Genomic DNA, 23286 nt, shown 5'->3' with positions numbered 1-23286 from the left:
TTATTTAAGGTTAACAAATGAGATAAAAAAAAGCAAGTCTAAATTTTTTTATTAAGAAAAAAACGAGGCAGAGAGATCTGACCTCGTTTCTTTAGTTATCTAACGGTAATTGGTGTACTGCAACTCTATCGGTAAAGCCAAATCTCTTAATAAAGCCATGACAGCTTGGAGATCATCTCTGCTTTTACCAGTGACTCTGACTTTGTCTTCTTGGATAGTTGCCTTGACCTTTAATTTAGAATTTTTTATTGCTGTGGTGATCTTTTTAGTATTTTCACGGTCGATTCCACTAACAAGTTCACCATATTGGCGAGCATTTCCACCTAAAGCCTTTTCGCTTTTAGTAAATTGGATATTTTTTATCGGAACAGCATGCTTGACGAGTTTACTGAATAACACGTCTTTTACTTGTTCAACCTTATAATCATCTTCGGCAACTAATAGTAATTTATTATTTTCTAATTTGATGTCAGCGATAGAATCTTTAAAATCAAACCGATTTTTAATTTCTTTTAGGGCAACCGCCATCCCATTTTTCACATCTTCGATATTAATCTCTGACACAACATCAAAACTTGCTTCTTTTGCCAAATAATATTCCTCCTCTTGTTTTTATCAGCCAACTTATCTTGCTTTTTAAGGTTATGTTTAGAAATGATAACGTTCTTTTAATTTATAGTATCATGAAAAGAGAAAACTATAAAGGAAAGACTATGGATAAAAATGAGAATTTAGTGTGAACGTGATCAATTAGTTTGGCTAGAAAGTCAGTGTTCTCATGGGGAGTTTGTTCGTTTATTGTTTTTTTACTGATTTTAATTCAAAAGGCTTTTAATCGGTTTAACAACCTGATATTCTTAGCTAGGATATAGTTTTGGTAGAAGGGGAAGATGAAATGAAGAGACGTTATTCGTGGTTAATGGAAAATGAATTATTAACAAAAATGGCTGTTATTCTTTTGACGGGAATTTTATCCGCAATATCTTTAAATATGTTTTTAATCCCAGCTAATGTTTTTTCAGCTGGGATGAATGGAGTTTCGCAGTTAGTTTCTGGTGCATTTGAGATGTACTTAGGAATTCAAATAGATACAGGGCTACTGATTTTTATTTTAAATATTCCAATTTTTATCATTAGTTGGTTGAAATTAGGACGATCAGCGACGATTTATAGTTTTATGACTGTTTTATCTATATCGGTTATAACAATGCTAGTTCCACAGGTGATTGTAACTGACAATGTGCTTATGAATTCCATCGTAGGCGGTGTTCTTGTTGGAATTGGGGCTGGATTGTGTTTGAAGTTTGGTTTTACGACTGGTGGTCTTGATGTAATCGCCTTAATTATTGGCAAAACAACTGGGAAATCAGTTGGTAATTTGATGTTTGGTATGAATTTACTGATTATTTTGGTAGCAGGCATGATGTATAATTGGGAAAGTGCTCTTTTCACCATTATCTCTATTTATTGTTTAACACAAGTAATTGATGTGATTCATACTGGTAGTCAAAAAGTAACTGCAATGATTATCTCCCACCAATCTGAACAAGTAATTCAAGAATTGATGGCAAATATTACAAGAGGAATGACACTATTACCAGCTCGTGGGGGCTACACGAACAAGGAAAGTACGATGATTATTATGGTCGTTAGTCGTTACGAGTTATTCGATCTTGAAAAGTCTGTTTACACAGTTGATCCCAATGCTTTTATAAATATCATGCCAACTCAAAGTGTGATGGGAATGTACTGGAATCAAGATCAGCAAAAGGCCTTTAGCCAAAATAAACAAATGCATTAATGCACACCCTAAAAAACAAGTAACGCGAAAAAATTCGCTTTACTTGTTTTTTTAGGGTGTGCAAATAAATGTAATTATGCTATGCTTTATAAAATAAGTATGTAAGGATGTAGATAGGATGGAACTATTCGGGACGAGTAAAATAAATGAGCTTAACCATCTAGAAATTGGGGGCTGTGATACGATTGATCTAGTAAAACAATATGGCTCACCACTATTTGTTTATGATGTGGCGTTAATTAAAGAAAAAGCACGAGGCTTTAAGAAGACATTTGAAAAGTTGGAAATGAAGCATCAAGTAGTTTATGCTAGCAAAGCCTTTACGGCGGTCGCTTTATATAAATTATTGGCAGAAGAAGGTCTGGCATTTGATGTTGTGTCGGGAGGAGAGCTTCATGCGGCATTAAAGGCCGGGGTTAATCCAGAGATGATTGAATTTCACGGTAATAATAAAACAGCTGCCGAGTTGACTATGGCTGTGGAGGCAGGTATTGGAACAATTGTGGTTGATAATTTCTATGAAATTGAATTGTTACAAACTATTTTGAAAGAATTGGGTCAACAGCAAAGAATTCTATTACGTGTTTCACCGGGAGTGGACGCTCATACGCACAGCTATATTTTGACGGGGCAGGAAGATTCAAAATTTGGTTTTGATGTAAAAAGCGGACAAGCTGAGCAAGCACTACAGCTAGTTTTAGCAGATGATGTCTTTCAATTAGTAGGAATTCACTGTCATATTGGATCGCAAATTTTTGGTACAGAAGGATTTGAAGCAGCAACAGAAAAAATGATGGCTATTCTTTTAGATTGGCAAAGTCGATTCGACTATACAGCGACTATTTTGAATTTAGGTGGTGGGTTTGGTGTGAAGTATTCGGAAGAGGACACGCCATTAGCGGCTCCTGAATACGTTAAACAAATCGCCAGCATGGTGAAAGAACGATCATTGGCAGCTAACTATCCTTTACCTGAAGTCTGGATAGAGCCAGGCAGAAGTATTGTAGCAGAAGCTGGCACAACTCTTTATACGGTTGGAGCACGTAAGTCTGTTCCAAGTATTCGTACATTTGTTTCAGTTGATGGTGGGATGGGAGATAATATCCGTCCGGCTCTTTATGAGGCTAATTACTCTGCAGTGGTAGCGAATCGTATGACTGAAAAAGCAGAAGAAACAGTGACTGTTACTGGTAAGTACTGTGAATCTGGAGATAAGTTGATTAGCGATATTTCACTGCCAGTACTTGAGGCAGGAGATATTTTAGCACTTGTTACTACAGGTGCATATGGTTATTCAATGGCTAGTGTTTATAATAAAAATCCGCGACCTGCTGTTGTTTTTGTTGAAGAGGGGGAAAGTCGATTAATTATTCGACGGGAAACATATGATGACTTACTCAGTCTGGATGTCGATTAGTTAAGAAGTACTACATAAAGAATTAATAAAAAAAGAGACAAAGTTCAGAGTTCTTCTGATTTTTGTCTCTTTTCGTCTCAGAATTGAAAAAAATCTAAGAGTGTGGGAGCCAGTAGATCATTGTCAATTATGTAGCTCCCATGATCGTGGCCCTCAACTATAAGTAATTGAGCATTTGGAATAGCTGTTACGAGCGTTGGAAATAGTTCTGGCTTATAGATATCATTTTCAGCCCCCACGATAAGAGTTGGTAGATGTATTCCTTTTAGTGCATCAATAGGAATATTTGGTTCTTCCATCATTAATTTAAACAAGGGATTGTTAGTTTCTGCATATTCTTCTTTAACATAAGCCATTGAATCCTCAGTAAAGTCATCTGGGCTTATATTTGGTCCAAGAAGAGCCATTTTTTTCAGACGTGGATGTTGTTGGATTCCCAAGAGTAAGCCAATTATTCCTCCATCACTGAACCCAACCAGTGAGACATCCTCCAAAGCTAAGGCGTCCATGAAATTTGCAATATCAGTACTCATTGAGTCGTAAGAAAAGTCTTTAGTAATCTCACTCTTGCCATGATTGCGACTATCTATCGCATAAATAGTATAGTGTTTAGCAAGTTTTTTTGCGAGTGCATTAAAAATTTGATGGTCTTCACCATTGCCATGCAACAGGAGTAGTGGGCTACCAGAACCAGAGCGTTTGTAGAATAAACTAATTTTATTAGCAAGTTGTTTCATTTCAGCGACCTCTTTTCAGTTAGTCTTCTCATTATAGAACAAGTGTTCTTGTTAGGCAAGTTCAACAAATAAGATAACAACAATTGTTTTATAGAAAGTAGGCTTTGTGATACAATTGTATAACGAATCAATTAGGAGGACAATTATGATTGAAATATATGATCGTGTCATTGATGGTATCCCTTTATTAGAAGTTGTTGATAGTGCACTGAAAGATGAGAAGTTGCCAACAGTTGTTTTTTACCATGGCTGGACCAATGTCAAAGAAAGTGTTCTTGTTCATGGATTTGAAATTGCTAAAAAAGGCTTTCGAACTATTTTACCTGAGGCACTTTACCATGGTGCCCGAAATGATGGACAGCCCTTAACAGACGAGCGTCTTTTAGATTTTTGGGAAATTATTCACCACAATGTAGATGAGTATCCGCAATTAATGGCTTACTACATTAATGCTGGGCTGACAGATCCAACTCGATTGGGTGTAACGGGGCTTTCTATGGGTGGGATTACAACCTGTGCTTTATTAGCTACGTATCCTGAGATTAAGGCGGCAGACTGTTTGATGGGGTCTCCAGATGCTATTGGCTTCACAGAAAAAGTCCTAGAAGAAGCGAAGAAACGCGGCATGACATTGCCGGCAGATATTCAAGCGCAGCTAGCTGCTTTAGTACCTCTATCTTTAGCAGAAGCCCCCTCTAAGATTGCTGGTAGACCAGTTCATTTTTGGCATGGGACACGTGATGATGTGGTTCCGTATCAACCAACATTTGAGTTTTATCAGGCCGTTAAAAATCAAGAGTTTGCCCAAAATATGAGTTTTACAACGACTGAGGATAGCCATAAAGTACCTTATGTAATTTCTCAAGAAACGGCTTGCTTCTTTAAAAATAATTTGTAAGTCACGATAACGGCAACTTTCTCATTTACAAAGAGAGAGTTTACGGGTATTATATGGAAGAGGATGCGTTCATTCTAGGAAATGCTAGAGGCGTATGTCACTAATCAATTGAAATAAGGAGGCATTTTAATGAGCGAGCAGTGGACTGAAGAAGAAGTGGAAGCTATTAAGGAACGCATTTTAACTGCTTTAGAGACGGTCATTGACCCGGAGCTAGGGATTGATATTGTGAATCTAGGGTTGATTTATGAAGTAGAATTTGCCAGCGATGGTTTTTGTACAATAAAAATGACGTTAACAACAATGGGTTGTCCCTTAGCCGATGTTTTAACAGAGAATATTCATGAAGCTTTAAAGGATGTCCCGGAAGTAACCGATTCAGAAGTGAAACTGGTTTGGTATCCAGCCTGGACAACTGATAAGATGAGTCGTTATGCACGGATTGCTTTGGGGATTCGTTAGTTTCAGATGTGTCACAGATTTTTATAAGCTAAACAGCTTCTGTTATCTACTTTTAAATGAGTAGATAACAGAAGTTGTTTTGATTAGTTAGTGATTATTTTGTGTAGAAATAACAGAAATGTGTAACTTTTTTTTAAGATAAAAAAAAATTTGTACCTAAAAATGACGAGGTGGAGTCTGATTGTTATAATAGTTAGACTAAAAAGCTTTTTGAATGGAGATAGATTTATGAAGATGATTAAACAATTATTAATAGTGGCTACGCTTTTTGTAAGCCTAATATCAGGAACAGCAGCATTAGCAGCAGAAAAAGCAAAGGATGAAGGATGGGACATCCCCAATATTGCACTTGGTAATGGATTGAGCGATTCAGAAAAAGAGGCAACTAAGAGTCTTTTAATGAAAGACTTGGATAAAGTCTCACTTTTGAAAGGGACAGGTGTTACAAAAAACAATCTATTTGTTGTAGACGGTAATGATTTGGTTAAATATGTGACAGATGTTACTGAGTTCACCAGCCAGTCAAAGGCCTACTCGAGTGCATTCATTGCGCGGACTAAAGAGGGGTCAGGAGTCACCGTTGAAATCGTTACTCCTGAGACAATCACTGCAAGAACCGAAGCGATGTATCGTTCTGCTGCGATTACAAGTGGTGTGTATGATGCGTATATTCGTATTGCAAGTGTTCGAACTATGGATGGCAGTGGCGCCTTAGCAGGTATATACAAAATTTACGATGAGGTTGAGCCTGCAACTGATGCTGCTGAGCAGACAGAGCGTGATGAAAAACGTGAAGTGGCCCAAGAACAGATGCAAGTTGTTTCAGCAATTGATGACGAGAATAAAGGTAACAAAAATTACTCATCTGAGAATATTTTAGTGATGTTAGCAGATATTCAATTGGAATTGCAAAAAATTAATGATAAGTTAGACGGCATGTCGAAACCAGAGGTTCAAAAAGAAGTTGAGACAATTGTGGATGATCAAATTACTAAAAATGGTTTAGAAGAGGCCATTACACCTGAGCTGCGCAGCCAAGTTGTGACTAACATGGTGAATTTTTCAAGTACAAACGCAATTAATGATCAAGAAATGACTAAGCAGTTATCAACATTTAAAAAAGATATTATTAAGAATGGCCAAGAATTCAAAGATAGTTTACTTTCTGATGAAAATGTAGCAAAAGCTAAGAGTGGCATTTCTGGCGCATGGCAAAGTGTCAAAAATTTCTTCGCAAATTTGTTTAGCTGATGATTATACATTGTTACAAGTGATCAGAATGTATTCTGCTTACTGGCTAAAAGGATGGAAAATTGATTCCATCCTTTTCTATTTTCTGAAAAGTGTTGATAATTGTGAGTTAAAAGAATAAATGTTAAACTTTAGCGAAGGATCAAAGGGATTTGTAGGTTGATTAGGTAGTGAATTACTTGAATAATTGGAGGAGACAGATGAAAAATAAACTGACTCAGATTAAGCTAGTTTTAGCTGTTTTTATAGTTGGGATGCTTATTTTTGCTTATTTGATGCCACGGATGTTTACTTATTTGTTGTTAATTTCAGAAGTGGTCGGAGTACTTATCAGTTTAGAATTATTACTTGTCGATAAACGTGGAACGAGTTCAAAAATTGCTTGGATTTTAACAATTCATTTACTTCCATATATTGGCATAGTTCTTTTTCTTTTTTTAGGAAGAAACCCTGTTAATCGTCGTTTAACAATGAATCAACTTAGTGAGCAACATAAAATAAAACAAGCAGTAAGTGAATGGATGGGAAAAGCGGGGAGCGACGTCAAGATGCCAGCCTTTGCTGCATACAATCGATCTCTGAGTGGACAAGTTCTCGTTTCCGGGAATCGCTTTAAAATTTTGACGAATGGTCTGGCGACGTATGAGGCTATTCTAACTGAAATTATGCGTGCTGAGGATCATATTCATTTGTTTTTCTTTATTTTTAAAGAAGATGAGATTGGTCAAAAATTAATTAACTCATTGATTAAGAAAGCAACAGAAGGTGTAGAAGTTCGTTTTGCATTTGATAGTTTAGGTTCTTTAAAATTTTCTTTTGACACAATAAAAAAAATGCAGGCAGCAGGAATCGAAGTTTTAGCTTATGATCCTGTGAATACGATTCTTACGGCTAGTCATTTAAACTGGCGCAATCACCGAAAAACAGTTGTAGTTGACGGGAAGATAGGTTTTACTGGTGGTGTAAATGTGGGAGACGATTATTTAAGTTTGGGCTCTCGCTTTGAATTTTGGCGCGATACTCATATGAAAATTGAAGGACCGCTTGTTGTTTATTTGCAAGAATCTTTTCTTTATGATTGGATGTACATGAGTAATCAAGAGAATGCAAGTGAACCGTTTATTTCAAAAGAAGGACGGCAGCTGTTTTTCAGTCCGAATTTGGCAGGAGTTGACAGTGGGCAAGTCATTTATGGTGGGCCATATGATCAGGAGAGAATTGTTCGTGAAAGTTTATTGACATTTATTAGTGAGGCGAAAGAAAGTATACGAATTGCAATGCCATATTTTGTCCCAGATGAAGAGTCATTGGCACTATTAAGGCGTTTGGCGTTAAATGGGATTAAAATTCAATTGCTAATGCCTGGAAAAGGGGATCGAGGGATTTCTTTTAATGGAAGTAATCATTTTATAAAACCGATGATTGAAGCCGGAGCGGAAGTATTTCATTACCAGTCTGAATCATTTTTACATTGTAAAATTATCATAGTAGATAATCATTATGCAACGATTGGAACGACTAATTTTGATGTTAGAAGTTTTCGTCTCAATCACGAACTGTCAGTGTTTATGACTCATGCAAATGAAGCTGTTGCGCATTTAGTTGCTGATTTTGAAGCTGATTTAAGCCGATCAACTCAACTGACATTAGATAGTTTTGCAGAGCGCTCATTGTTAACCAAGATTAAAGAGCAATTGAGTTCTTTATTTGTTCCAATTCTCTAAAAAAGAGCAAATAAAAAGGCATCTTGTGAACTGAATAGTTTCACAAGATGCCTATCTTGAGTTCGAACAATTATCGTCCATGTAATTACTCAATCTCCTTAGCTGATTTTTTTTAAAGCCGCTACTGCTTGTTCAATTGTTACGCCATAACCGACTTTAGCTGCATCTGCTTGATCGTATGCCATAAACAATTGAGTAGTTGTATCAAGTGCGATACGGTACTGCATTGTTGTGTTACCGAATGTCATTGTAGTCATAGTAATTTCTCCTTTCTTTATTTCCTGAAAGGCTAACACTCACTATCAATCAATCCCATAACGAAATTCCATCTTAAATATACCTTAATGTGTCAAAAAAAGCAACTACTATGCTGTTGAAAAGACATTAAGATTACCATAAGAACAAGTTTTCACGTGTTTTCAGTCATTTCTGGTAGATACTTCCAAAATCGTTTTGGCATGTGATTTCGTTGACAGGTTGGATTTGTTCGTTCATCAATAGCAACAGTTTCAAAGAAAGTGCGCCACTGAGAGTGAATCTCAAGTTCCTCAGGAGAGAGGGTCAGCTCAGGTACATTGTGAAGCTTTTTAAATTGGACTCGCCGGTTTTCATAAATGCCAAGCATCTGTGAGTATCTCTCGCAAATAACAAAGCGTTCATAGGGATACCGTTGGCAAAAGAATGGCATCAAATAGGGAAGTACAGGATGTTTTGGGTGAATGACGGCAATTAGCCAACCGTCTACTTCGTTGAATCGGGTGAAACCTTGGTAATGATGAATTTCAACATTTAATTGTTTAATGGCAATAAACAGATGTTCAATTTCCTTTTGATAGGTATGCCGACTCAAATTATCGCCGAAGTGAAGAGCGTATTCAATTGCGATGATTAATGCTGACTCGCGATTCTCTGCAATAGAGGCAAAGCCTTTTTCGATGAAGTCCCAATTACTTGGTATTAATCGTTGTTTAAGTCTTTTTTTTACTCGAGTTGCGAGTTTGAAATCTGTTTCTATATAGCGACCGCTAAACAAGGTCTGATCAATTTCAGCTGTTGAAAGCAGCTGAGAGGGTCTTTTTTTTTCCCGAAAAACAGCTTCAACACTGCAAAGAAATCCCTCAAAACTACCATCGTATTCTAAAATGTCGTTTGTTTCTAGCATCATCCGCTTATGCCTACCTCTCGTTGTTTTTCCCTTGCTAAATACTCGGCATCAAATAGAGTCAATTGTTCGCTTTTGGATTGAGTGTTGGCTCCTTTTAGTTGTTGGTAATCCTTAGCAGACATCAATGAGGCTATTAAGCGCATTGGATCAGAAATCGACTGATTATTTGCATAGTCTTTGCAAGCTACAAAGTATTTTGCTCGTTTCATTACTGCACCCGTCTTCACTAAATCTGTATAGTCTAATTGTCGATGCTTGCGTACCTCAATAATGCGTCGAGCACTCGTTGGTCCAATCCCTGGAATTCTTAACAATTGACCGAGGCTAGCTTGTTGAACATCAATCGGAAATTGGTCGTAGTGCTGAATTGCCCAATTCGCTTTCGGATCAATATAAAGATTAAAGTTTGGCTGTTCAGGTGTTAATATTTCATTAGCGTCGAATTGATAGAAACGCATGAGCCAGTCTGCTTGGTAAAGCCGATGTTCTCTCAGCAAGGGTGGTTTTGTATCTAACGATGGTAAAAGAGTGTGAGCCACAGTTGGAATATAGGCAGAAAAATAAACTCGCTTCAATTGGAATTTTTTATAAAGCGCATTAGTAGTTTGCAAAATTTGGTAGTCATTGTCAGGTGTTGCTCCAATAATCATTTGCGTTGATTGACCAGCAGGAGCATAACGTTGAGCTTGCCGTTGATTTCCGATTAGTGCTAATTCATTTTTCCGTTGAGCTATTTGCTTCATTGGTTTTACAACTGCTTGGGGACTCTTATCAGGTGCCAATAAAGTCAGACTTTTTTGAGTTGGTAATTCTATATTTGAACTAAGTCGATCTGCTAAAAGTGCAAGCCGATCAATTAGGGCAGAGTCTGCACCAGGAATTGCCTTAACATGGATATAACCAGCAAAACCATGATCATTTCGTAATAGTTCTAGCGCTTTTATCATTAATTCACAGGTGTAATCAGGACTTTTGATAATACTAGAGCTCAAAAATAAACCTTCAATGTAATTTCTTCGATAAAAGTCAATGGTCAGTTGAGCTATTTCTGCTGGAGTAAATGTTGCACGTCGAATATGATTTGATTTTCTATTAATACAGTAATGACAGTCAAAAATACAAACATTCGTTAGCAATATTTTTAAGAGTGAAATGCAACGACCATCGGCGGAAAAGGAATGACAGCAACCTGCGACGGCTGTACTTCCAATAGATCCAGATCGTTGACCTCCACTAACACCACTACTTGAACAGGAGGCATCGTATTTTGCCGATTCAGTTAATATTTCTAGTTTCATCTCAAGTTCCATGTTAATGCTCCTTTATTGTATTTTTTTAAAAGGGAACGTATGTTCTATTTCAGCTTAAGCTATTTTGAATGAATTGTCAATGGAAATCAGTCTATAGACCTAAGCAATGAGAAGGAAAAAAAGGTATAGTAAATGAGTAGACAGGAAGAGTAAGGAGACGGCGGAAATGAAAAAGAAACTAAGTAGTATGCTACTATTAGGAAGTTTTGCACTTCTGATTAGTGGATGTGGGATGGGGAAAGCCAAATTGGTAAATTCTCAAGACTTATCAATCAATGGGATTGATAAAGTATCTGTCAGTTATAATTCAGATAGTGTTAATTTTTATGAAAGTGATACAGATCAAATTCGCGTTGAGGAATACTTACTGACAAATAAAAAATCAGCAAAAGCTACTATTAAGTCTAATAGTAAGAGTATTTCAGTAATAGGTGGAAAGAGACAAAGGCTTTGGTTTACGTTTAATGATAGAAGTCATATTGATATATATATGCCAAAGGATTATCATGAAAAGTTAACAATCTCTGTTAAAAGTGGTTCTGTAAGAGGAAATGACCCTCTCGAATTAAGTGAAATTTTTGGGAAAGCTAATAGCGGGAGCCTTAAGTTTAATAGTCTTAAAGCCGATAAAGTTGATTTAGCTTCAACGAGTGGCTCGATAAAAGTTGATCAGCTTCATGGAAAAGAAACTCATATTGAAAGTAATAGTGGAAGTATTAAGCTTGGTGATGTTATCAGTTCTCAACTAGTCGGAAAAGCAACAAGTGGGAGTATTAAACTTGATAAATACAAAGGAAAGGCTGAATTAACTGCTAGTAGTGGCAGCATCAAACTAAATGAGATTACAGGAAGTGCAACGCTTAAAGCTACCTCTGGAGCGATCAACGCTACGTTTAAAAATGTAGTTGATGACATTTATGCTGAGGCGAATAGTGGCAGTATTAAGATTAATTTACCTAAGAAATTAGCGTTTAATTTTGAAAGTGATGTAAATAGTGGGAGCGTTAAGACAGATTTTGATGGTCAACTGAAAAAAGAAGGCAATCAAATGAGTGGCTCTATTGGTGAAAACCCAGTCCTCATGATTAAGACAAAAGCAACCTCTGGAAGTATTAAAGTTAGCCAAAACTGATAAATAAAGTAGTTTTGCTTTAAGCGTGAAGCAGAGCAGAAAGTTTAGTTTAATGAGTAATAGCTGATAATATTTAGGATATTCAAATGTAATATGAGAATTATTTTTTAAACAAAATATATAATTTGGTCTATTAAAAAGGCTGATAAGCGTTTTCGAAATGCTTATTTGCCTTTTTTTACTAGTTGTTTTTTATTATTACGTTTTAATAATGAGTTCTTAATGGGAGTATTTTGATTAAATAAGCAAATTAGTGTTATTTCTTTTTCATGAGTAGTAGAATAGGAATGTCCCATTTGGTTAAGAGGGGGCAAATAATAGAAAAGAGGTATTGATATGGAGTTAAAAAAAGGAGTAGCTGAAATTGTTGGAACATTCGTTCTTGTTCTGTTTGGTACAGGTACAGCAGTTGTAACTGGGGGAGAGGATGTTCTTACTATTGCTATGGCATTTGGTTTATCAATTGTTGCTATGGCTTATTCAATTGGAACTATTTCAGGGTGTCACGTTAACCCAGCTGTTACTATTGGGATGTGGGTAAATAAACGAATTGACACTAAAACAGCTGTAATTTATGTAGTTTCACAAGTTATTGGCGGGTTACTCGCAACAGCAACGCTATTATTTATTTTAAACAGCGCCGGCTTGGATACAGCTAATCTTGGTCAAAATTCGACAGCAACAGTTGGAACTATGGGGGCAGTTGTCATTGAAATTATTTTGACATTTGTATTTGTGACAGTTGTAATGGGTGTTACTGGCAAAAAAGGTGACGGAAAATTTGCTGGATTAGCTATCGGTTTTGGATTAGTTTTAGTTCATTTGTTGGGGATTAAATTGACGGGTACTTCAGTTAATCCTGCTAGAAGTTTGGCGCCGGCTATCTTTGCTGGTGGAGATGCTTTGAAAGATGTTTGGGTATTTATCGTGGCACCATTAATTGGCGGTGTATTAGCAGCAGTCTTTTCAAAACAAGTGTTGGATTCAGAAAAATAAACGTATTATCTAGTTGAAATTAGAAGTAAATGGAGGGTGAGACTTTTGTCTCACTCTTTATTTGGTTTAGAGTAGCTATAGGATAAATTTTGATGACTGAGATTTATACATGTTGGATTCTTTTAATTAAGTCATAATTTATTGTATGATATTCTTGTACGCCAAGGTATAATAAATCAAGAATAGCTAGTTTATAGGTGTGCGAAGGAGAGATGAAAATTGGATAATTTAATTATAAGAACAGTACAAGAAGCAGATTATTTAGCAATCAAGGAGCTGGTTTACCAAGCGTTTGCTAAGATCCAAGAAGAAGTAACGGAAGATCGGATAGTTGAGTCACTTCGAACAGAAAAGACGTATCAACCTGATTTTGAAGTGGTAGCATTTGTAGCGGATAAGCTTGTTGGTCACGGAATGTTAAGTGATATTGCAATTGATGGTCGGGCAAATCTGGCTGCTTTAGCTCCTTTAGCCGTGGATATAACATGTCAAGGTCAAGGTGTTGGTGGTGCAATTATTACAGAGCTCGAAAAGCGTGCAAAAAACGCAGGTTATCAAGGGATTTTAATATTAGGTGATCCAGACTACTATCATCGTTTTGGTTATGAAGAAGCTAAAAACTGCAATATTGTATGTTCTTTTGAAGTACCGTCACCTTACTTTATGGTGAAGGAGCTAGTTCCAGGAGTTCTTGCTAGTGTTTCGGGTACTGTGGTGTACTTAGATAGCCTTACATAAATAGAAATAAAGGGAGTGCGAGTATGAGTGTATTTGATTTTTTTAAGCCAAAAGAACCTGAGGTAGAAATAGATTATCAAGGGGAGCTAGCCAAAATTATTGCTATTTATGAGACTTATCCGGTATTTCCATATATTCCTTATAAAGAAGAAGGGATTTTTGAGTGGATTGAGTTAATGGTTGAACAACCGAATTTATTAATTGCGAAAGAAGTCATGACACCTAATGAAGATGGCTTATTGCTAGGAGAAATTAAATTATTAGAATGGGTGTCAGGCTGTTCAAGTCAAGTAACAGAATTTCCCGCTTATTTTGAACGTGATTTAGGGATCGACCCCGTAGCAAAAACTGACGAATTGCTGTTTGCGGATTATTTAGATATCGATACAAGTATCAATAGTCTAACTTACGGATCATTGGAAGAACTCAATGATCTTCTTATTGAGAATAATCTAACGACAGTTACAACGATTGAAGAGGCCATCAATGTGATTAGTCAGCAGTTTTCAGCTGCGTTTATTGAGGATTTGACTCATCCAGGCGTATATGTGCTGATGCCTAAGGGAGAACAAGTTTTAGAGAAATACGCTTAAATCAGGTGATTTTTTAGTTAATGGTTAATTAATAGTTAGAAAAAAGAGTGTTTTACTTCTAAATACGAACGATTGAGCTGTAATTTTAATTAATATCTATAAAAATCTTGTAAAATAATTTACTTTTGACTATAATGAGTTTATGTTGGTTTAAAAACGAATGCAATCATCTGATTATAAAAATAATGTTCGGATTTTAAGGTGTCTAACTAACAAAAACAGTCATAAGGGAGATTGGGAAAACCAAATGGACAAGTATTTCAAATTAAAGGAAAATAACACAACAATCAGTACGGAAGTGATGGCAGGGTTTACGACATTTTTTGCTATGAGTTATATTTTATTTGTTAATCCTTCTATTTTATCTCTATCAGGTATGCCATTTCAAGCGGTATTTCTAGCCACGATCATATCGGCGGCGATTGGGACGCTTATTATGGGGCTATTCGCTAACGTTCCATATGCTCAGGCTCCAGGAATGGGGCTTAATGCGTTCTTTACCTTTACAGTAGTGTTTGGATTAGGTTATTCATGGGAACAGGCATTAGGAATGGTATTTCTCTGTGGGATTATCAATATTCTTATTACGGTCACCAAGATTCGTAAGTTAATTATTCGAGCGATTCCGGAAAGTATGCAACATGCTATCGGTGGCGGGATTGGTATTTTTGTGGCTTATGTGGGGATTAAAAATGCCAATCTATTAAGTTTTTCTGCGGATTCAGCTACAATTACTAGTTCAGTTGTTGAAGGTGATAATGCCACAAATGTTACGATGAATGGTGGAATTGTCCCTGGTTTAGCTAATTTTAACAACCCAGGTGTTTTATTAGCAGTTATTGGCATAGTTTTAATGATTGTTTTGGTTATTTTAAATGTTAAAGGTGCTATATTAATCGGGATTGTTGGGACCACTGTTATTGGTATTTTTATGGGAGTGGTTGATTTAAGTGCAATTGATTTTCAGACGAATTCCTTAAGTAACTCAATTAAAGAGTTGGGAACAACTTTTGGAGCGGCATTTAGCTCTAAAGGATTGCCGTCACTCTTTTCCGATACTGCAAAAATACCTCAAGTTTTAATGACTGTATTGGCCTTTAGCCTGTCTGACACATTTGATACGATTGGCACTTTTATTGGAACAGGGCGTCGGACAGGAATCTTTAGTAAAGAAGATGAAGCAGCGCTTGAAGATAGTAAAGGTTTTAGTTCTAAGATGGATAAGGCGCTATTCTCCGATGCGATCGCAACCTCAATTGGGGCGATATTTGGTACTTCTAACACTACGACTTTTGTTGAAAGTGCAGCGGGAATCGGTGCTGGCGGACGTACAGGTTTAACGTCAGTTGTCGTGGCAGGTTTATTCTTATTAAGCAGTTTATTCTCACCAATAATTAGTATTGTTCCTGCTCAAGCAACAGCACCGGCTTTAATCTTAGTTGGGGTCATGATGATGGCGTCATTCAAGGATATTAATTGGACTGATTTAGAAGATGCTGTCCCTGCGTTTTTCGCATCGGTCTTTATGGGTCTGTCTTACAGCATTTCAAATGGGATTGCGGCCGGTTTTATTTTCTTTGTGATTGTTAAACTAGCAAAGGGGAAAACAAAAGAGATTTCGCCTATCTTATGGTTGGTTACGGGACTATTTGTTCTAAACTTTATTATTCTGGCAATTCTTTAAAAAATAGAATCTGCTTATTAACAAATAAGAGGAAGAGACATTTTTCGTCTCTTCCTCTTATTTTTTCGTTGATTGATCGTCTTCTTTTTGTCGAAAACTTTGGAAAAGAAAAATGAAGACTCCGAAAAAGAGAGATTCTTCCAGAACTTCTAGAAAACTTGAATGTTTGGCAACCCCTGTCACTAAGTTTCCGCCGTAAGCTACAACAGTGTATAAGAACATACTAATCAAGGTGTTCGTTAGCCGTTTTATCATCAACGTGTTCCTCCAAATTATTAAATTCTCTAGCTTACTTCCAGTTTATCACGAAAAAGTGGCTGATGGTTAATGAAAAGCTGGAAATTTTTAAGTGAAAATTCTCAGATAATCTTTACAATTGATTTGTTTAGCGATATTATGAATATTAACTCTTTTCGTACGTTAACAATAGTCAGAATATTCAATTAAATAACCAATAATGAAAGGTGGCAGTTATGGAAAATAATTATTCGAAAGGGTACCAAAGCTTTTATGAAGGAGTTAAGGCTTGTGTCCCAACTATTTTAGGCTACTTAGGAATTGGTTTGGCAGCTGGGATAGTTGGTAAAGGTTCAGGGCTATCTGTTCTCGAGATTACGCTATTATCAATTATCGTCTATGCTGGCAGTGCTCAATTTATTATTAGTGGTATGATTTTAATGGGAAGTCCAATTGGACCAATTGTTTTGACCACATTTCTAGTTAATTTGCGACATTTTTTAATGAGCCTGTCAGTTGCTGACTATTTTAAGCAAGAATCTATGGGAGAATCGATTGGTATTGGGACATTATTGACAGATGAGTCGTATGGCGTATTGATGACGGCAATTCAAAACGGTAAAAAGGTTACGACAAAATGGACTCATGGCCTTAATATTACGGCTTACATTACTTGGATTTTAGCTACGATGATTGGTGGCTTGATAGGTGATTGGATTCCAAATCCCGAACAATTTGGTTTAGATTTTGCTTTAACAGCGATGTTTATAGGTCTGATTATTTTACAAGTAGAATTGCCAATTCGTAAACGAACTAAGCAAACTATTTTAATCTTATTGTCAGTAATTGTTAGCTTATATTTATTAATGTCAGTTTTTTCGGCTGAAATGAGTGTTATTATAGCAACGTTGATCGGTTGCACAGTAGGGGTGGTGGTAAATCATGACAGCAAATAATATGATTTTATTAACAATTATTTTATGCGGCTTGGTCACATGGCTACCAAGAATAGCGCCATTCGTTTTATCTAAGAAAGTCACTTTTTCTAAAGGATTAAATGAATTTTTATCTTATTTGCCGATGTGTATTTTGACTGCTCTTTTTGTTCAAGGGTTACTTGTTCAACAGGCACATGGTTTGCCAACTTTTAATAGTGAAAATATCTTGGCAAGCATTCCAACAATTGCAGTAGGAATTATTAGCCGTGATTTGATGTGGACGGTGATTATAGGCATTATTTCAATGGCAGCTTTACGCTTTTTCATGTAGTTTTAATTCTTCTATGCTATAATGAGATAACATTTCACACGTAGCAAGGTGTACTGGAGCTCGAAGTGTCGTTGAACTCATGATAAGAAGGAGAGTTACATGCAAAATTTATTAGGAACTGTATTTACTGGTTTAATCACGGATGAAAATGATCAAGCCTATTTCGTACAAAAAGAAGGCATTACGTTTAAGTTGGCAAAAAGTGAAGGGGAACATCAACTGGGAGAAGCGGTTGAAGGGTATGGCTATGTTGACCAAAAACAAGATAATCGTTTGACGACAAAGATCCCCAAAATTTCTCAAGGGCATTATGATTTTGGAGAAGTTGTTGCGACTCGGAAAGATTTAGGTGCATTTATTGATATTGGTTTACCAGATAAGGAAATTGTTTTATCGTTAGATGAACTACCTACCATGCGCGAATTGTGGCCGAAAAAAGGGGATCGCTTGATGGTCGCTGTTAAGGTAGATGATAAGGATCGAATGTGGGCAACTTTGGCTGATGAGACTATCTTCAAAGCCATTAGTCGTCAGGCGAAGGATGAGGCCGAGTTTAAAAATAAAGATGTTATTGCAACTGCTTATCGCTTAAAAGTGATTGGAACTTATGTTATTACTGATGATTATTATTTAGGGTTCTTGCACCCTTCTGAGCGTTACATTGAACCTCGCATAGGAGAAGTTTTGAAGGCTCGTGTAATAGGCATTGGTCCAAATGGAGTTTTAAATATTTCTGTTAAACCGAGAGCGCATGAAGTGATTGGTGATGATGCAATGATGATTTTAACTTTTTTAGAAAAGTCAGCTGAGGGAAAAATACCTTTTACTGACAAATCGACACCTGAGGAAATTCAATTGACTTTTGCGATTTCAAAAGGGCAATTTAAGCGAGCTTTGGGTACCTTGTTAAAACAGCGTAAAATTAAACAAGAAGATGGTTATACAATCTTACTTAAAGATTAAATTGTTGAAAACTGTTTTAGGATGCATTCCTAAGACAGTTTTTCTTATCTAAATGAAATCCATTTTTTAATGAGGAATGAGGAAATATTGACATTTTGTTTGAATATGGAATAATAGAATAAATAGTAAAGGCGAGTTCTTGTGTCAACGAAGGAAAGAAGGGACAAAGATGAATTTTATAAAAAGACCTGTAACTGAAGAGGATTTGACAGAATTTAGTTTAGTACCTTTGTTGGATCCAGTCACACGTAAAAATAGCCAACCGAAAAATATAACCGTCGCTGAAAACGAGTCTACTTATCTTGTGTCGCTGACAAATCGACATATCTCTTTTGAGCATGAAATGCCTCGATATTTTACATTAAATTATCAAGGGCATTTAATCTTTTTCTTTGTTATTGATTACACAGACTCAACGGAAGATGTTACAAAATCAATTTTTGCCAAAGGGATTAAAATGCCTAAGATATTAATTAGAGAAACAGCTACTATTCGACAATTAATCATTAAGTCCTTGTTTGTTTACTATGGTGATTACAAAATTCATCAAATAATTCTAGATGATGTTGAAAAAATGACTTATTATATTACTATTGTTGACGGCAATTTGACTTATGGGTGATTGTTATCAATGCTGAGCTTTCCTTGTTAAGAGGTCATTAATTTTATAGCAGTGTCCGCATTTCTTTGTGGCACTAATATAAAAATAAAAAAGAAAACGTATACAAAGGGAAGTGGAACTGTGGTATACTAAGATAAGGTATTTTTTATAGTCAATAAGAGTGTTGAGTTAAAGTATGATAGTGATGCCATTTGCTTATCCACGCAGATAAATGAATTGATTCAAAATATTCAGTGAACACATACAAAAAACAACTAAAAAAAATTGAGTAGTGTCACGCGCCATGTGACAGAAATATAGAAGTAATTGATGAAAGAGCTTGTTTGAATTGATCAGTTTAGCTATGTAAATAAGTGAAAGCACTTAAAAAGCAGTCGTATGAGAACAAAAAAACGATTAATAAAGTAACTAAAAAAATTGAGTAGTGTCACGCGGCATGTGACAAAAAAATAGAAGTGATTGATGAAAGAGCTTGTTTGAATTGATCAGCTCAGCTATGTAAATAAGTGAAAGCACTTAAAAAGCAGTCGTATGACAACCACCTATAAAACATAAAATTGAAACTATAATCGCAAAATCGAACACCACCAAAACAAGGTATTTAACTTACATCTAAATACCTTGCTTTATTTATATGTACAATCTCACGAAAATCATATTTAATTTACTTAAATCGCCTATAACAATAAAATAAGTATAAATAAAAAACACCCTCGCACAAACGAAGGTGTAAAAGGTGCTAAGATGTGTTTAGTGATTAATGTTGTAAATAGCGATTTTTGCTAGTAAACCAACGACATCACGTTTAGATAATTGACCTCTATAGGGTGATTGAAATAATCCATTAAAAGATACTTCAACACTTCTAGAAACATCAATATATGATGGAACTTTTAGCCCAGCACTTTCCCAGTCCTTGATTTTATAGAATTTTTCGGATAAAGGAGGATAATCATATTTTGATTTTTCTGAGTAAATACCCATGATTTCATAAACAAAGGTTTCCTCATCATAATCAATAACAACTACAGGTCTTTCTTTGCCTTCCTCATTGTTTTCTTCAAATTCAAACCAAGTAAAGTAAACTGCATAATCAGCCATGCCTTACCCATTCCTTGAAATCTTCTGGGGCGTCATCTGGAACAATTAAACCGCCTTTTCCATTAGAATCGAGTTTAAGCTTATTTTTAGGCTTAATCTTTGGAATAAAAGGCAATGTGCCATTTTCTAGACTTTGAGCAATGAATAGCTCAACTGCTTGTTCGACAGTTAGACCGAACTCAGCAAATAACTTTTCCGCTTGCTCTGATTCTTTCTCTGGTAAATGGATATCCAAAGCTATCAACCCCTTTTCTATATATTTCACCCGCTCTTACTAGCGAGGTGAGAGCACCTTTTCACTAGTAAGAGTGAGAGATATTTTGTTAAATTACTACATCTCTGACAGATATTATAGCATAAAAACGTTGATTTATCAAGGTTCTTACATTTTTCTGGTTTTTGGATCGAAGATATAAGCAAACATAACATCTGTATACACGTTGGATACTAGCAAATATTTTGCAACTTCCTCCACTCCAATTTTTTCGATTTCTTCTAAATTATCGTAGCTGATCGGAAAATCGTGAATAAACTTTAATCGTCGTTCCTTCAAAGTTGGAATATCTCTATATTCTTTCAATAATCCATAGCTCGACAACAAAATAGCAGTTGCTAGCTCATCAGGTAAGCAATTAATGTGATAAACAAAAATGATTTTAGCTTTTCTAAAATCATTTTCTTCAAATCCTATAACCTTTTTGAATGTAGGAACTTTAGTCATTCTTAAAAATTTGAACCCCTCACCCTTTTTTAGAAATTGTAAATCGTCTACCAAGTTATCATATAGAAAATCATCAAGCTCTTTATGTCGTCCTTTCTTGTTTACTAAGTTTACTATATCAAAATTCAAATATAATGTCATACTTCTAAAGTCTAATTTTTATTGGCTTTTCATACAATGGTCTGTATAATAAAACCTAGGAGGTGCTTTAAAATGCAAATATATAAATCAAATATTGATGCAATTTCAGATTTTTTGTTCATTGACTCTCAAGTTGAAAAAGTAGATGTAGCTATTGTTCTTGGAAATGACTGGGAAAAAACGATGGATGATTTGTTTCCTTATTATGAAGCCGGACTCGTTCCTAAAATGATTATCACTGGTCATAGTGCAAACAGCGATAAAGAACCAGAATCTCTAAGGTTTAAGCGTCGAGGGCTTGAACTTGGTATAAAAAATGATGATATATTTCTTGAATCTAAAGCAACAAATACAAAAGAAAATTTTGAATTTTCTAAGCAAATTCTCGAAGAAAATTTTAATATCAAAGAAATAAAGAAAGTTTTGCTTGTTTGTAAAAGTTTTCACACGAGAAGAGTGTTAATGACTGCAAGTAATTTTTTTCCAGATAATATTGAATACTATTTTTTGTCAACACTTGATGAGCGGAATATAACTAAAAATAATTGGTCAAAAGATAAAATTGCTACAAAAAGAGTACTTGAAGAGGTTGGAAGAATATCTCAATACACCCTAAAAGGTGATCTAAAGTTATGAATATTCTGAAAAAATTTACTATTATAATCTCATTCTTGCTTACGATAATTAGTTGTAAGCAAGTTTTTTTTAAAGATGATTTCTTGTCTAATATGGTGAAAAAAATAATTGGACTATATGATACCAAAGATTTTAGCTCCATGATACTTTCTCAAATTTTATCAATTGCAGCAATAATATTAACTATGTATTTTTTAAATATACAGCTTATGGGAAAAAAGCCATATGAGCCGTTCAATGAGGTCATATACACAAAAATGGACGCTCTAATGATATTATCTTTTATAACCTCATATCTTCTTCTCTTGTTTGTATATCTTAAAAATAGTAGTCTGTCCTCTGCTATGGACATATCTTATGTTATCCCTATAACAAGTACCTTAAGTATGCTTTTGGTTCTATTGTATTTTATTATAGATACATATGAAAATTTCAGCTCAAAGTATTTTTATAGAAAATGTATGAAAATATTTACTGTTAAAAATGTTCTAAATTATGGTTTAGTTCGAGTATTTGACAATTACAAGGCAGAAATTAGAGCTGGTGGCAATTCTGCTGTTTATAGAGACCCATTGTTGCCATTTCATGAAATCTTATCCGATACAATCAAAACAAAAAACAAACGACAGTTTGATCTAGCTTTACGATCCTCATTCGTTCACATTTTAACAACTCTTAGAGTGAGAAAAATTGAGATTGTAAATGAAGACATAAAAAAGCAACTCAAATATAAAAAATTAGAATTACCAAGGAATGTAGAAAAAGATTTGAAATATGTCATTCATTATCTGCACTATATTACCAGGTGCTCTCTATATTTAGTTGACAAAGAAAAACATAATTGGGGATTTGATAAAATCAGAAAAGTTTTGATTATTAATCTTGGCAACTTTATTTTTTCTCTATCTACTTGTAAATATAAAAAAGAAATCATTGAATATTGCTTGTATGCAAATCTTTCAATTAATCTATTTTTCAAAAATGCAACAAAGTGGGGCGAACACGAACCACTTGCAGAATTTCTGAGGTTTTCCTATTTATTAAAGAATGACATCAACTATGAAAATTATATTCTTTTATTAGAAACTATTGCAATTCTAGAGTTAGAATGTGAATTTCTTGTTGACAGCCTTGTAGCTCATAATGATTTTTATCTATCTGGTGATATTGTAGAAGATTATATATCAGCAAAAGAAAGAGTGGAACAAACTAGATACAACGATGACAATCAGCTAATACTATATGAACGAAACCCTTGGAATTATTTGTTAACACCATAAGTTTTCCTAGAATGTATATCAAAATATTACAAATATTCCTTTTTTCCTCCTTTTTCTCAAAGGAGGCTTTTTTTGTTTTATGCTTATCTCAAGCAATTCGCGAATGCTTAAAATAAAAAATCGAAACGAGGTTATCAAAATGAACAACCAAGAACAAAATGATTTTTCAACTGCATTGTCGCCAAGCAACTTTTCTAGTGAACATATGCCACTTGCTACTAAACGACAAATCCACAAAGATACTTGTGAGGTTGTGCGTGCTGTTATTAGAAAAAATACCATTGAGAACGGAATGTCTTTAATCACTAATACAGCCATGAATAACATTGCCAACTTATCCATGTTAGAACAACAACTTTCTGACATAGCGCCAACTGCTGAACCACGTCTCAAAATGATTGTAGATGA

General features: G+C 35.3%; 27 protein-coding genes. 18 read left to right on the top strand and 9 right to left on the bottom strand.

All coding sequences use genetic code 11. From position 1 onward, the window contains the following. Nucleotides 1-99 precede the first annotated feature (99 nt). Nucleotides 100-591 carry a YajQ family cyclic di-GMP-binding protein gene (locus AC5KOD_RS08415; protein ID WP_496914105.1) on the bottom strand — a complete coding sequence of 164 codons (492 nt, stop codon included), beginning with the start codon at nt 589-591 and terminating at the stop codon, nt 100-102. Nucleotides 592-895: 304 nt separating this feature from the next. On the opposite strand from AC5KOD_RS08415, the gene AC5KOD_RS08410 reads away from it, so the two are divergent. Both AC5KOD_RS08410 and lysA read left to right on the top strand, forming a co-directional pair. Then, nucleotides 896-1801, top strand: coding sequence for a YitT family protein (locus AC5KOD_RS08410; RefSeq protein WP_496914104.1), 906 nt, complete (start codon nt 896-898; stop codon nt 1799-1801). Between the two features lie 118 nt (nt 1802-1919). Continuing rightward, a complete protein-coding gene (gene lysA, locus AC5KOD_RS08405) occupies nt 1920-3218 on the top strand; it encodes a diaminopimelate decarboxylase (RefSeq protein WP_496914103.1) in 1299 nt (432 codons plus the stop codon). A 77-nt stretch (nt 3219-3295) separates the two neighbouring features. On the opposite strand, the gene AC5KOD_RS08400 is transcribed toward lysA, so the two are convergent. Then, complete coding sequence (locus AC5KOD_RS08400) at nt 3296-3955, bottom strand: alpha/beta fold hydrolase (RefSeq protein WP_496914102.1); 660 nt, start codon at nt 3953-3955, stop codon at nt 3296-3298. Nucleotides 3956-4100: 145 nt separating this feature from the next. Here AC5KOD_RS08400 and AC5KOD_RS08395 point away from each other — a divergent pair, with 145 nt between their 5' ends. The 4 genes from AC5KOD_RS08395 to cls all read left to right on the top strand — a co-directional run bounded on the left by AC5KOD_RS08395 (nt 4101) and on the right by cls (nt 8290). Next, nucleotides 4101-4853: a prolyl oligopeptidase family serine peptidase gene (locus AC5KOD_RS08395; RefSeq protein ID WP_496914101.1), complete on the top strand. Its 753-nt coding sequence runs from the start codon at nt 4101-4103 to the stop codon at nt 4851-4853. A gap of 129 nt (nt 4854-4982) precedes the next feature. Further along, a complete protein-coding gene (locus AC5KOD_RS08390; RefSeq protein WP_496914100.1) occupies nt 4983-5315 on the top strand; it encodes a metal-sulfur cluster assembly factor in 333 nt (110 codons plus the stop codon). A 228-nt stretch (nt 5316-5543) separates the two neighbouring features. Next, nucleotides 5544-6566, top strand: a complete 1023-nt coding sequence (locus tag AC5KOD_RS08385) for a DUF1002 domain-containing protein (RefSeq protein WP_496914099.1) — start codon at nt 5544-5546, stop codon at nt 6564-6566. 200 nt (nt 6567-6766) lie between these two features. Beyond that, a complete protein-coding gene (cls, locus tag AC5KOD_RS08380; RefSeq protein WP_496914098.1) occupies nt 6767-8290 on the top strand; it encodes a cardiolipin synthase in 1524 nt (507 codons plus the stop codon). A gap of 98 nt (nt 8291-8388) precedes the next feature. Here the strand turns inward: cls and AC5KOD_RS08375 are convergent, their stop codons facing one another. From AC5KOD_RS08375 to AC5KOD_RS08365, 3 genes are all read right to left on the bottom strand, one after another. Next, nucleotides 8389-8547: a hypothetical protein gene (locus tag AC5KOD_RS08375; protein WP_496914097.1), complete on the bottom strand. Its 159-nt coding sequence runs from the start codon at nt 8545-8547 to the stop codon at nt 8389-8391. 152 nt (nt 8548-8699) lie between these two features. After that, on the bottom strand, nt 8700-9455 hold the full coding sequence (locus AC5KOD_RS08370; RefSeq protein WP_496914096.1) for a TIGR03915 family putative DNA repair protein: 756 nt from the start codon (nt 9453-9455) through the stop codon (nt 8700-8702). Then, on the bottom strand, nt 9452-10765 hold the full coding sequence (locus tag AC5KOD_RS08365; RefSeq protein ID WP_496914095.1) for a putative DNA modification/repair radical SAM protein: 1314 nt from the start codon (nt 10763-10765) through the stop codon (nt 9452-9454). The genes AC5KOD_RS08370 and AC5KOD_RS08365 overlap by 4 nt, the downstream gene beginning before the upstream one ends. 166 nt (nt 10766-10931) lie before the next feature. Between AC5KOD_RS08365 and AC5KOD_RS08360 the strand changes: the two genes are divergently transcribed. From AC5KOD_RS08360 to AC5KOD_RS08340, 5 genes are all read left to right on the top strand, one after another. Beyond that, entirely contained in the window at nt 10932-11897 is a 966-nt protein-coding gene (locus AC5KOD_RS08360) for a DUF4097 family beta strand repeat-containing protein (protein WP_496914094.1), read from the top strand. 336 nt (nt 11898-12233) lie between these two features. Further along, complete coding sequence (locus AC5KOD_RS08355) at nt 12234-12893, top strand: aquaporin (protein WP_496914093.1); 660 nt, start codon at nt 12234-12236, stop codon at nt 12891-12893. Nucleotides 12894-13112: 219 nt separating this feature from the next. Next, a complete protein-coding gene (locus tag AC5KOD_RS08350) occupies nt 13113-13631 on the top strand; it encodes a GNAT family N-acetyltransferase (RefSeq protein ID WP_496914092.1) in 519 nt (172 codons plus the stop codon). Between the two features lie 23 nt (nt 13632-13654). Beyond that, complete coding sequence (locus AC5KOD_RS08345; protein WP_496914091.1) at nt 13655-14224, top strand: hypothetical protein; 570 nt, start codon at nt 13655-13657, stop codon at nt 14222-14224. A 247-nt stretch (nt 14225-14471) separates the two neighbouring features. After that, nucleotides 14472-15908 carry an NCS2 family permease gene (locus tag AC5KOD_RS08340; RefSeq protein WP_496914090.1) on the top strand — a complete coding sequence of 479 codons (1437 nt, stop codon included), beginning with the start codon at nt 14472-14474 and terminating at the stop codon, nt 15906-15908. 57 nt (nt 15909-15965) lie between these two features. On the opposite strand, the gene AC5KOD_RS08335 is transcribed toward AC5KOD_RS08340, so the two are convergent. Next, nucleotides 15966-16163, bottom strand: a complete 198-nt coding sequence (locus AC5KOD_RS08335; RefSeq protein ID WP_496914089.1) for a hypothetical protein — start codon at nt 16161-16163, stop codon at nt 15966-15968. Nucleotides 16164-16381: 218 nt separating this feature from the next. Here AC5KOD_RS08335 and AC5KOD_RS08330 point away from each other — a divergent pair, with 218 nt between their 5' ends. The 4 genes from AC5KOD_RS08330 (at nt 16382) to AC5KOD_RS08315 (ending at nt 18999) form a co-directional block, all read left to right on the top strand. Next, complete coding sequence (locus AC5KOD_RS08330; RefSeq protein ID WP_496914088.1) at nt 16382-17101, top strand: AzlC family ABC transporter permease; 720 nt, start codon at nt 16382-16384, stop codon at nt 17099-17101. Continuing rightward, the gene (locus AC5KOD_RS08325; protein WP_496914087.1) at nt 17088-17414 is read left to right on the top strand and encodes an AzlD domain-containing protein; all 327 of its coding nucleotides are present in this window, start codon (nt 17088-17090) and stop codon (nt 17412-17414) included. The genes AC5KOD_RS08330 and AC5KOD_RS08325 overlap by 14 nt, the downstream gene beginning before the upstream one ends. 99 nt (nt 17415-17513) lie before the next feature. After that, nucleotides 17514-18377, top strand: a complete 864-nt coding sequence (locus AC5KOD_RS08320) for a CvfB family protein (protein ID WP_496914086.1) — start codon at nt 17514-17516, stop codon at nt 18375-18377. Nucleotides 18378-18546: 169 nt separating this feature from the next. Continuing rightward, nucleotides 18547-18999: a hypothetical protein gene (locus AC5KOD_RS08315; RefSeq protein WP_496914085.1), complete on the top strand. Its 453-nt coding sequence runs from the start codon at nt 18547-18549 to the stop codon at nt 18997-18999. Nucleotides 19000-19749: 750 nt separating this feature from the next. Here AC5KOD_RS08315 and AC5KOD_RS08310 read toward each other — a convergent pair. From AC5KOD_RS08310 to AC5KOD_RS08300, 3 genes are all read right to left on the bottom strand, one after another. Beyond that, nucleotides 19750-20100 carry a hypothetical protein gene (locus tag AC5KOD_RS08310; protein WP_496914084.1) on the bottom strand — a complete coding sequence of 117 codons (351 nt, stop codon included), beginning with the start codon at nt 20098-20100 and terminating at the stop codon, nt 19750-19752. Then, nucleotides 20093-20335 (bottom strand): hypothetical protein, encoded by a 243-nt coding sequence (locus AC5KOD_RS08305; RefSeq protein WP_496914083.1) that lies wholly within the window; start codon nt 20333-20335, stop codon nt 20093-20095. The genes AC5KOD_RS08310 and AC5KOD_RS08305 overlap by 8 nt, the downstream gene beginning before the upstream one ends. A 147-nt stretch (nt 20336-20482) precedes the next feature. Beyond that, nucleotides 20483-20821: a hypothetical protein gene (locus AC5KOD_RS08300; protein WP_496914082.1), complete on the bottom strand. Its 339-nt coding sequence runs from the start codon at nt 20819-20821 to the stop codon at nt 20483-20485. A gap of 213 nt (nt 20822-21034) precedes the next feature. On the opposite strand from AC5KOD_RS08300, the gene AC5KOD_RS08295 reads away from it, so the two are divergent. The 3 genes from AC5KOD_RS08295 to AC5KOD_RS08285 all read left to right on the top strand — a co-directional run. Beyond that, nucleotides 21035-21598: a YdcF family protein gene (locus AC5KOD_RS08295; protein ID WP_496914081.1), complete on the top strand. Its 564-nt coding sequence runs from the start codon at nt 21035-21037 to the stop codon at nt 21596-21598. Then, nucleotides 21595-22878, top strand: a complete 1284-nt coding sequence (locus AC5KOD_RS08290; RefSeq protein WP_496914080.1) for a hypothetical protein — start codon at nt 21595-21597, stop codon at nt 22876-22878. The genes AC5KOD_RS08295 and AC5KOD_RS08290 overlap by 4 nt, the downstream gene beginning before the upstream one ends. Before the next feature lie 79 nt (nt 22879-22957). Further along, a partial coding sequence (locus tag AC5KOD_RS08285) for a hypothetical protein (RefSeq protein ID WP_496914079.1) occupies nt 22958-23286 on the top strand: 329 nt, incomplete at its 3' end.

The sequence above is a fragment of the Vagococcus sp. WN80Y genome, assembly GCF_059621045.1.
This window is presented reverse-complemented; position numbering and strand designations above follow the sequence as displayed.

What these genes read in the sequence shown, in the direction of transcription:
- AC5KOD_RS08410 (WP_496914104.1), top strand. Translation starts at nt 896, where the DNA reads ATGAAGAGACGTTATTCGTGGTTAATGGAAAATGAATTATTAACAAAA.
- lysA (WP_496914103.1), top strand. Translation starts at nt 1,920, where the DNA reads ATGGAACTATTCGGGACGAGTAAAATAAATGAGCTTAACCATCTAGAA.
- AC5KOD_RS08400 (WP_496914102.1), bottom strand. Translation starts at nt 3,955, where the DNA reads ATGAAACAACTTGCTAATAAAATTAGTTTATTCTACAAACGCTCTGGT.
- AC5KOD_RS08395 (WP_496914101.1), top strand. Translation starts at nt 4,101, where the DNA reads ATGATTGAAATATATGATCGTGTCATTGATGGTATCCCTTTATTAGAA.
- AC5KOD_RS08390 (WP_496914100.1), top strand. Translation starts at nt 4,983, where the DNA reads ATGAGCGAGCAGTGGACTGAAGAAGAAGTGGAAGCTATTAAGGAACGC.
- AC5KOD_RS08385 (WP_496914099.1), top strand. Translation starts at nt 5,544, where the DNA reads ATGAAGATGATTAAACAATTATTAATAGTGGCTACGCTTTTTGTAAGC.
- cls (WP_496914098.1), top strand. Translation starts at nt 6,767, where the DNA reads ATGAAAAATAAACTGACTCAGATTAAGCTAGTTTTAGCTGTTTTTATA.
- AC5KOD_RS08375 (WP_496914097.1), bottom strand. Translation starts at nt 8,547, where the DNA reads ATGACTACAATGACATTCGGTAACACAACAATGCAGTACCGTATCGCA.
- AC5KOD_RS08370 (WP_496914096.1), bottom strand. Translation starts at nt 9,455, where the DNA reads ATGATGCTAGAAACAAACGACATTTTAGAATACGATGGTAGTTTTGAG.
- AC5KOD_RS08365 (WP_496914095.1), bottom strand. Translation starts at nt 10,765, where the DNA reads ATGGAACTTGAGATGAAACTAGAAATATTAACTGAATCGGCAAAATAC.
- AC5KOD_RS08360 (WP_496914094.1), top strand. Translation starts at nt 10,932, where the DNA reads ATGAAAAAGAAACTAAGTAGTATGCTACTATTAGGAAGTTTTGCACTT.
- AC5KOD_RS08355 (WP_496914093.1), top strand. Translation starts at nt 12,234, where the DNA reads ATGGAGTTAAAAAAAGGAGTAGCTGAAATTGTTGGAACATTCGTTCTT.
- AC5KOD_RS08345 (WP_496914091.1), top strand. Translation starts at nt 13,655, where the DNA reads ATGAGTGTATTTGATTTTTTTAAGCCAAAAGAACCTGAGGTAGAAATA.
- AC5KOD_RS08340 (WP_496914090.1), top strand. Translation starts at nt 14,472, where the DNA reads ATGGACAAGTATTTCAAATTAAAGGAAAATAACACAACAATCAGTACG.
- AC5KOD_RS08335 (WP_496914089.1), bottom strand. Translation starts at nt 16,163, where the DNA reads ATGATAAAACGGCTAACGAACACCTTGATTAGTATGTTCTTATACACT.
- AC5KOD_RS08330 (WP_496914088.1), top strand. Translation starts at nt 16,382, where the DNA reads ATGGAAAATAATTATTCGAAAGGGTACCAAAGCTTTTATGAAGGAGTT.
- AC5KOD_RS08325 (WP_496914087.1), top strand. Translation starts at nt 17,088, where the DNA reads ATGACAGCAAATAATATGATTTTATTAACAATTATTTTATGCGGCTTG.
- AC5KOD_RS08320 (WP_496914086.1), top strand. Translation starts at nt 17,514, where the DNA reads ATGCAAAATTTATTAGGAACTGTATTTACTGGTTTAATCACGGATGAA.
- AC5KOD_RS08315 (WP_496914085.1), top strand. Translation starts at nt 18,547, where the DNA reads ATGAATTTTATAAAAAGACCTGTAACTGAAGAGGATTTGACAGAATTT.
- AC5KOD_RS08310 (WP_496914084.1), bottom strand. Translation starts at nt 20,100, where the DNA reads ATGGCTGATTATGCAGTTTACTTTACTTGGTTTGAATTTGAAGAAAAC.
- AC5KOD_RS08300 (WP_496914082.1), bottom strand. Translation starts at nt 20,821, where the DNA reads ATGACTAAAGTTCCTACATTCAAAAAGGTTATAGGATTTGAAGAAAAT.
- AC5KOD_RS08295 (WP_496914081.1), top strand. Translation starts at nt 21,035, where the DNA reads ATGCAAATATATAAATCAAATATTGATGCAATTTCAGATTTTTTGTTC.
- AC5KOD_RS08290 (WP_496914080.1), top strand. Translation starts at nt 21,595, where the DNA reads ATGAATATTCTGAAAAAATTTACTATTATAATCTCATTCTTGCTTACG.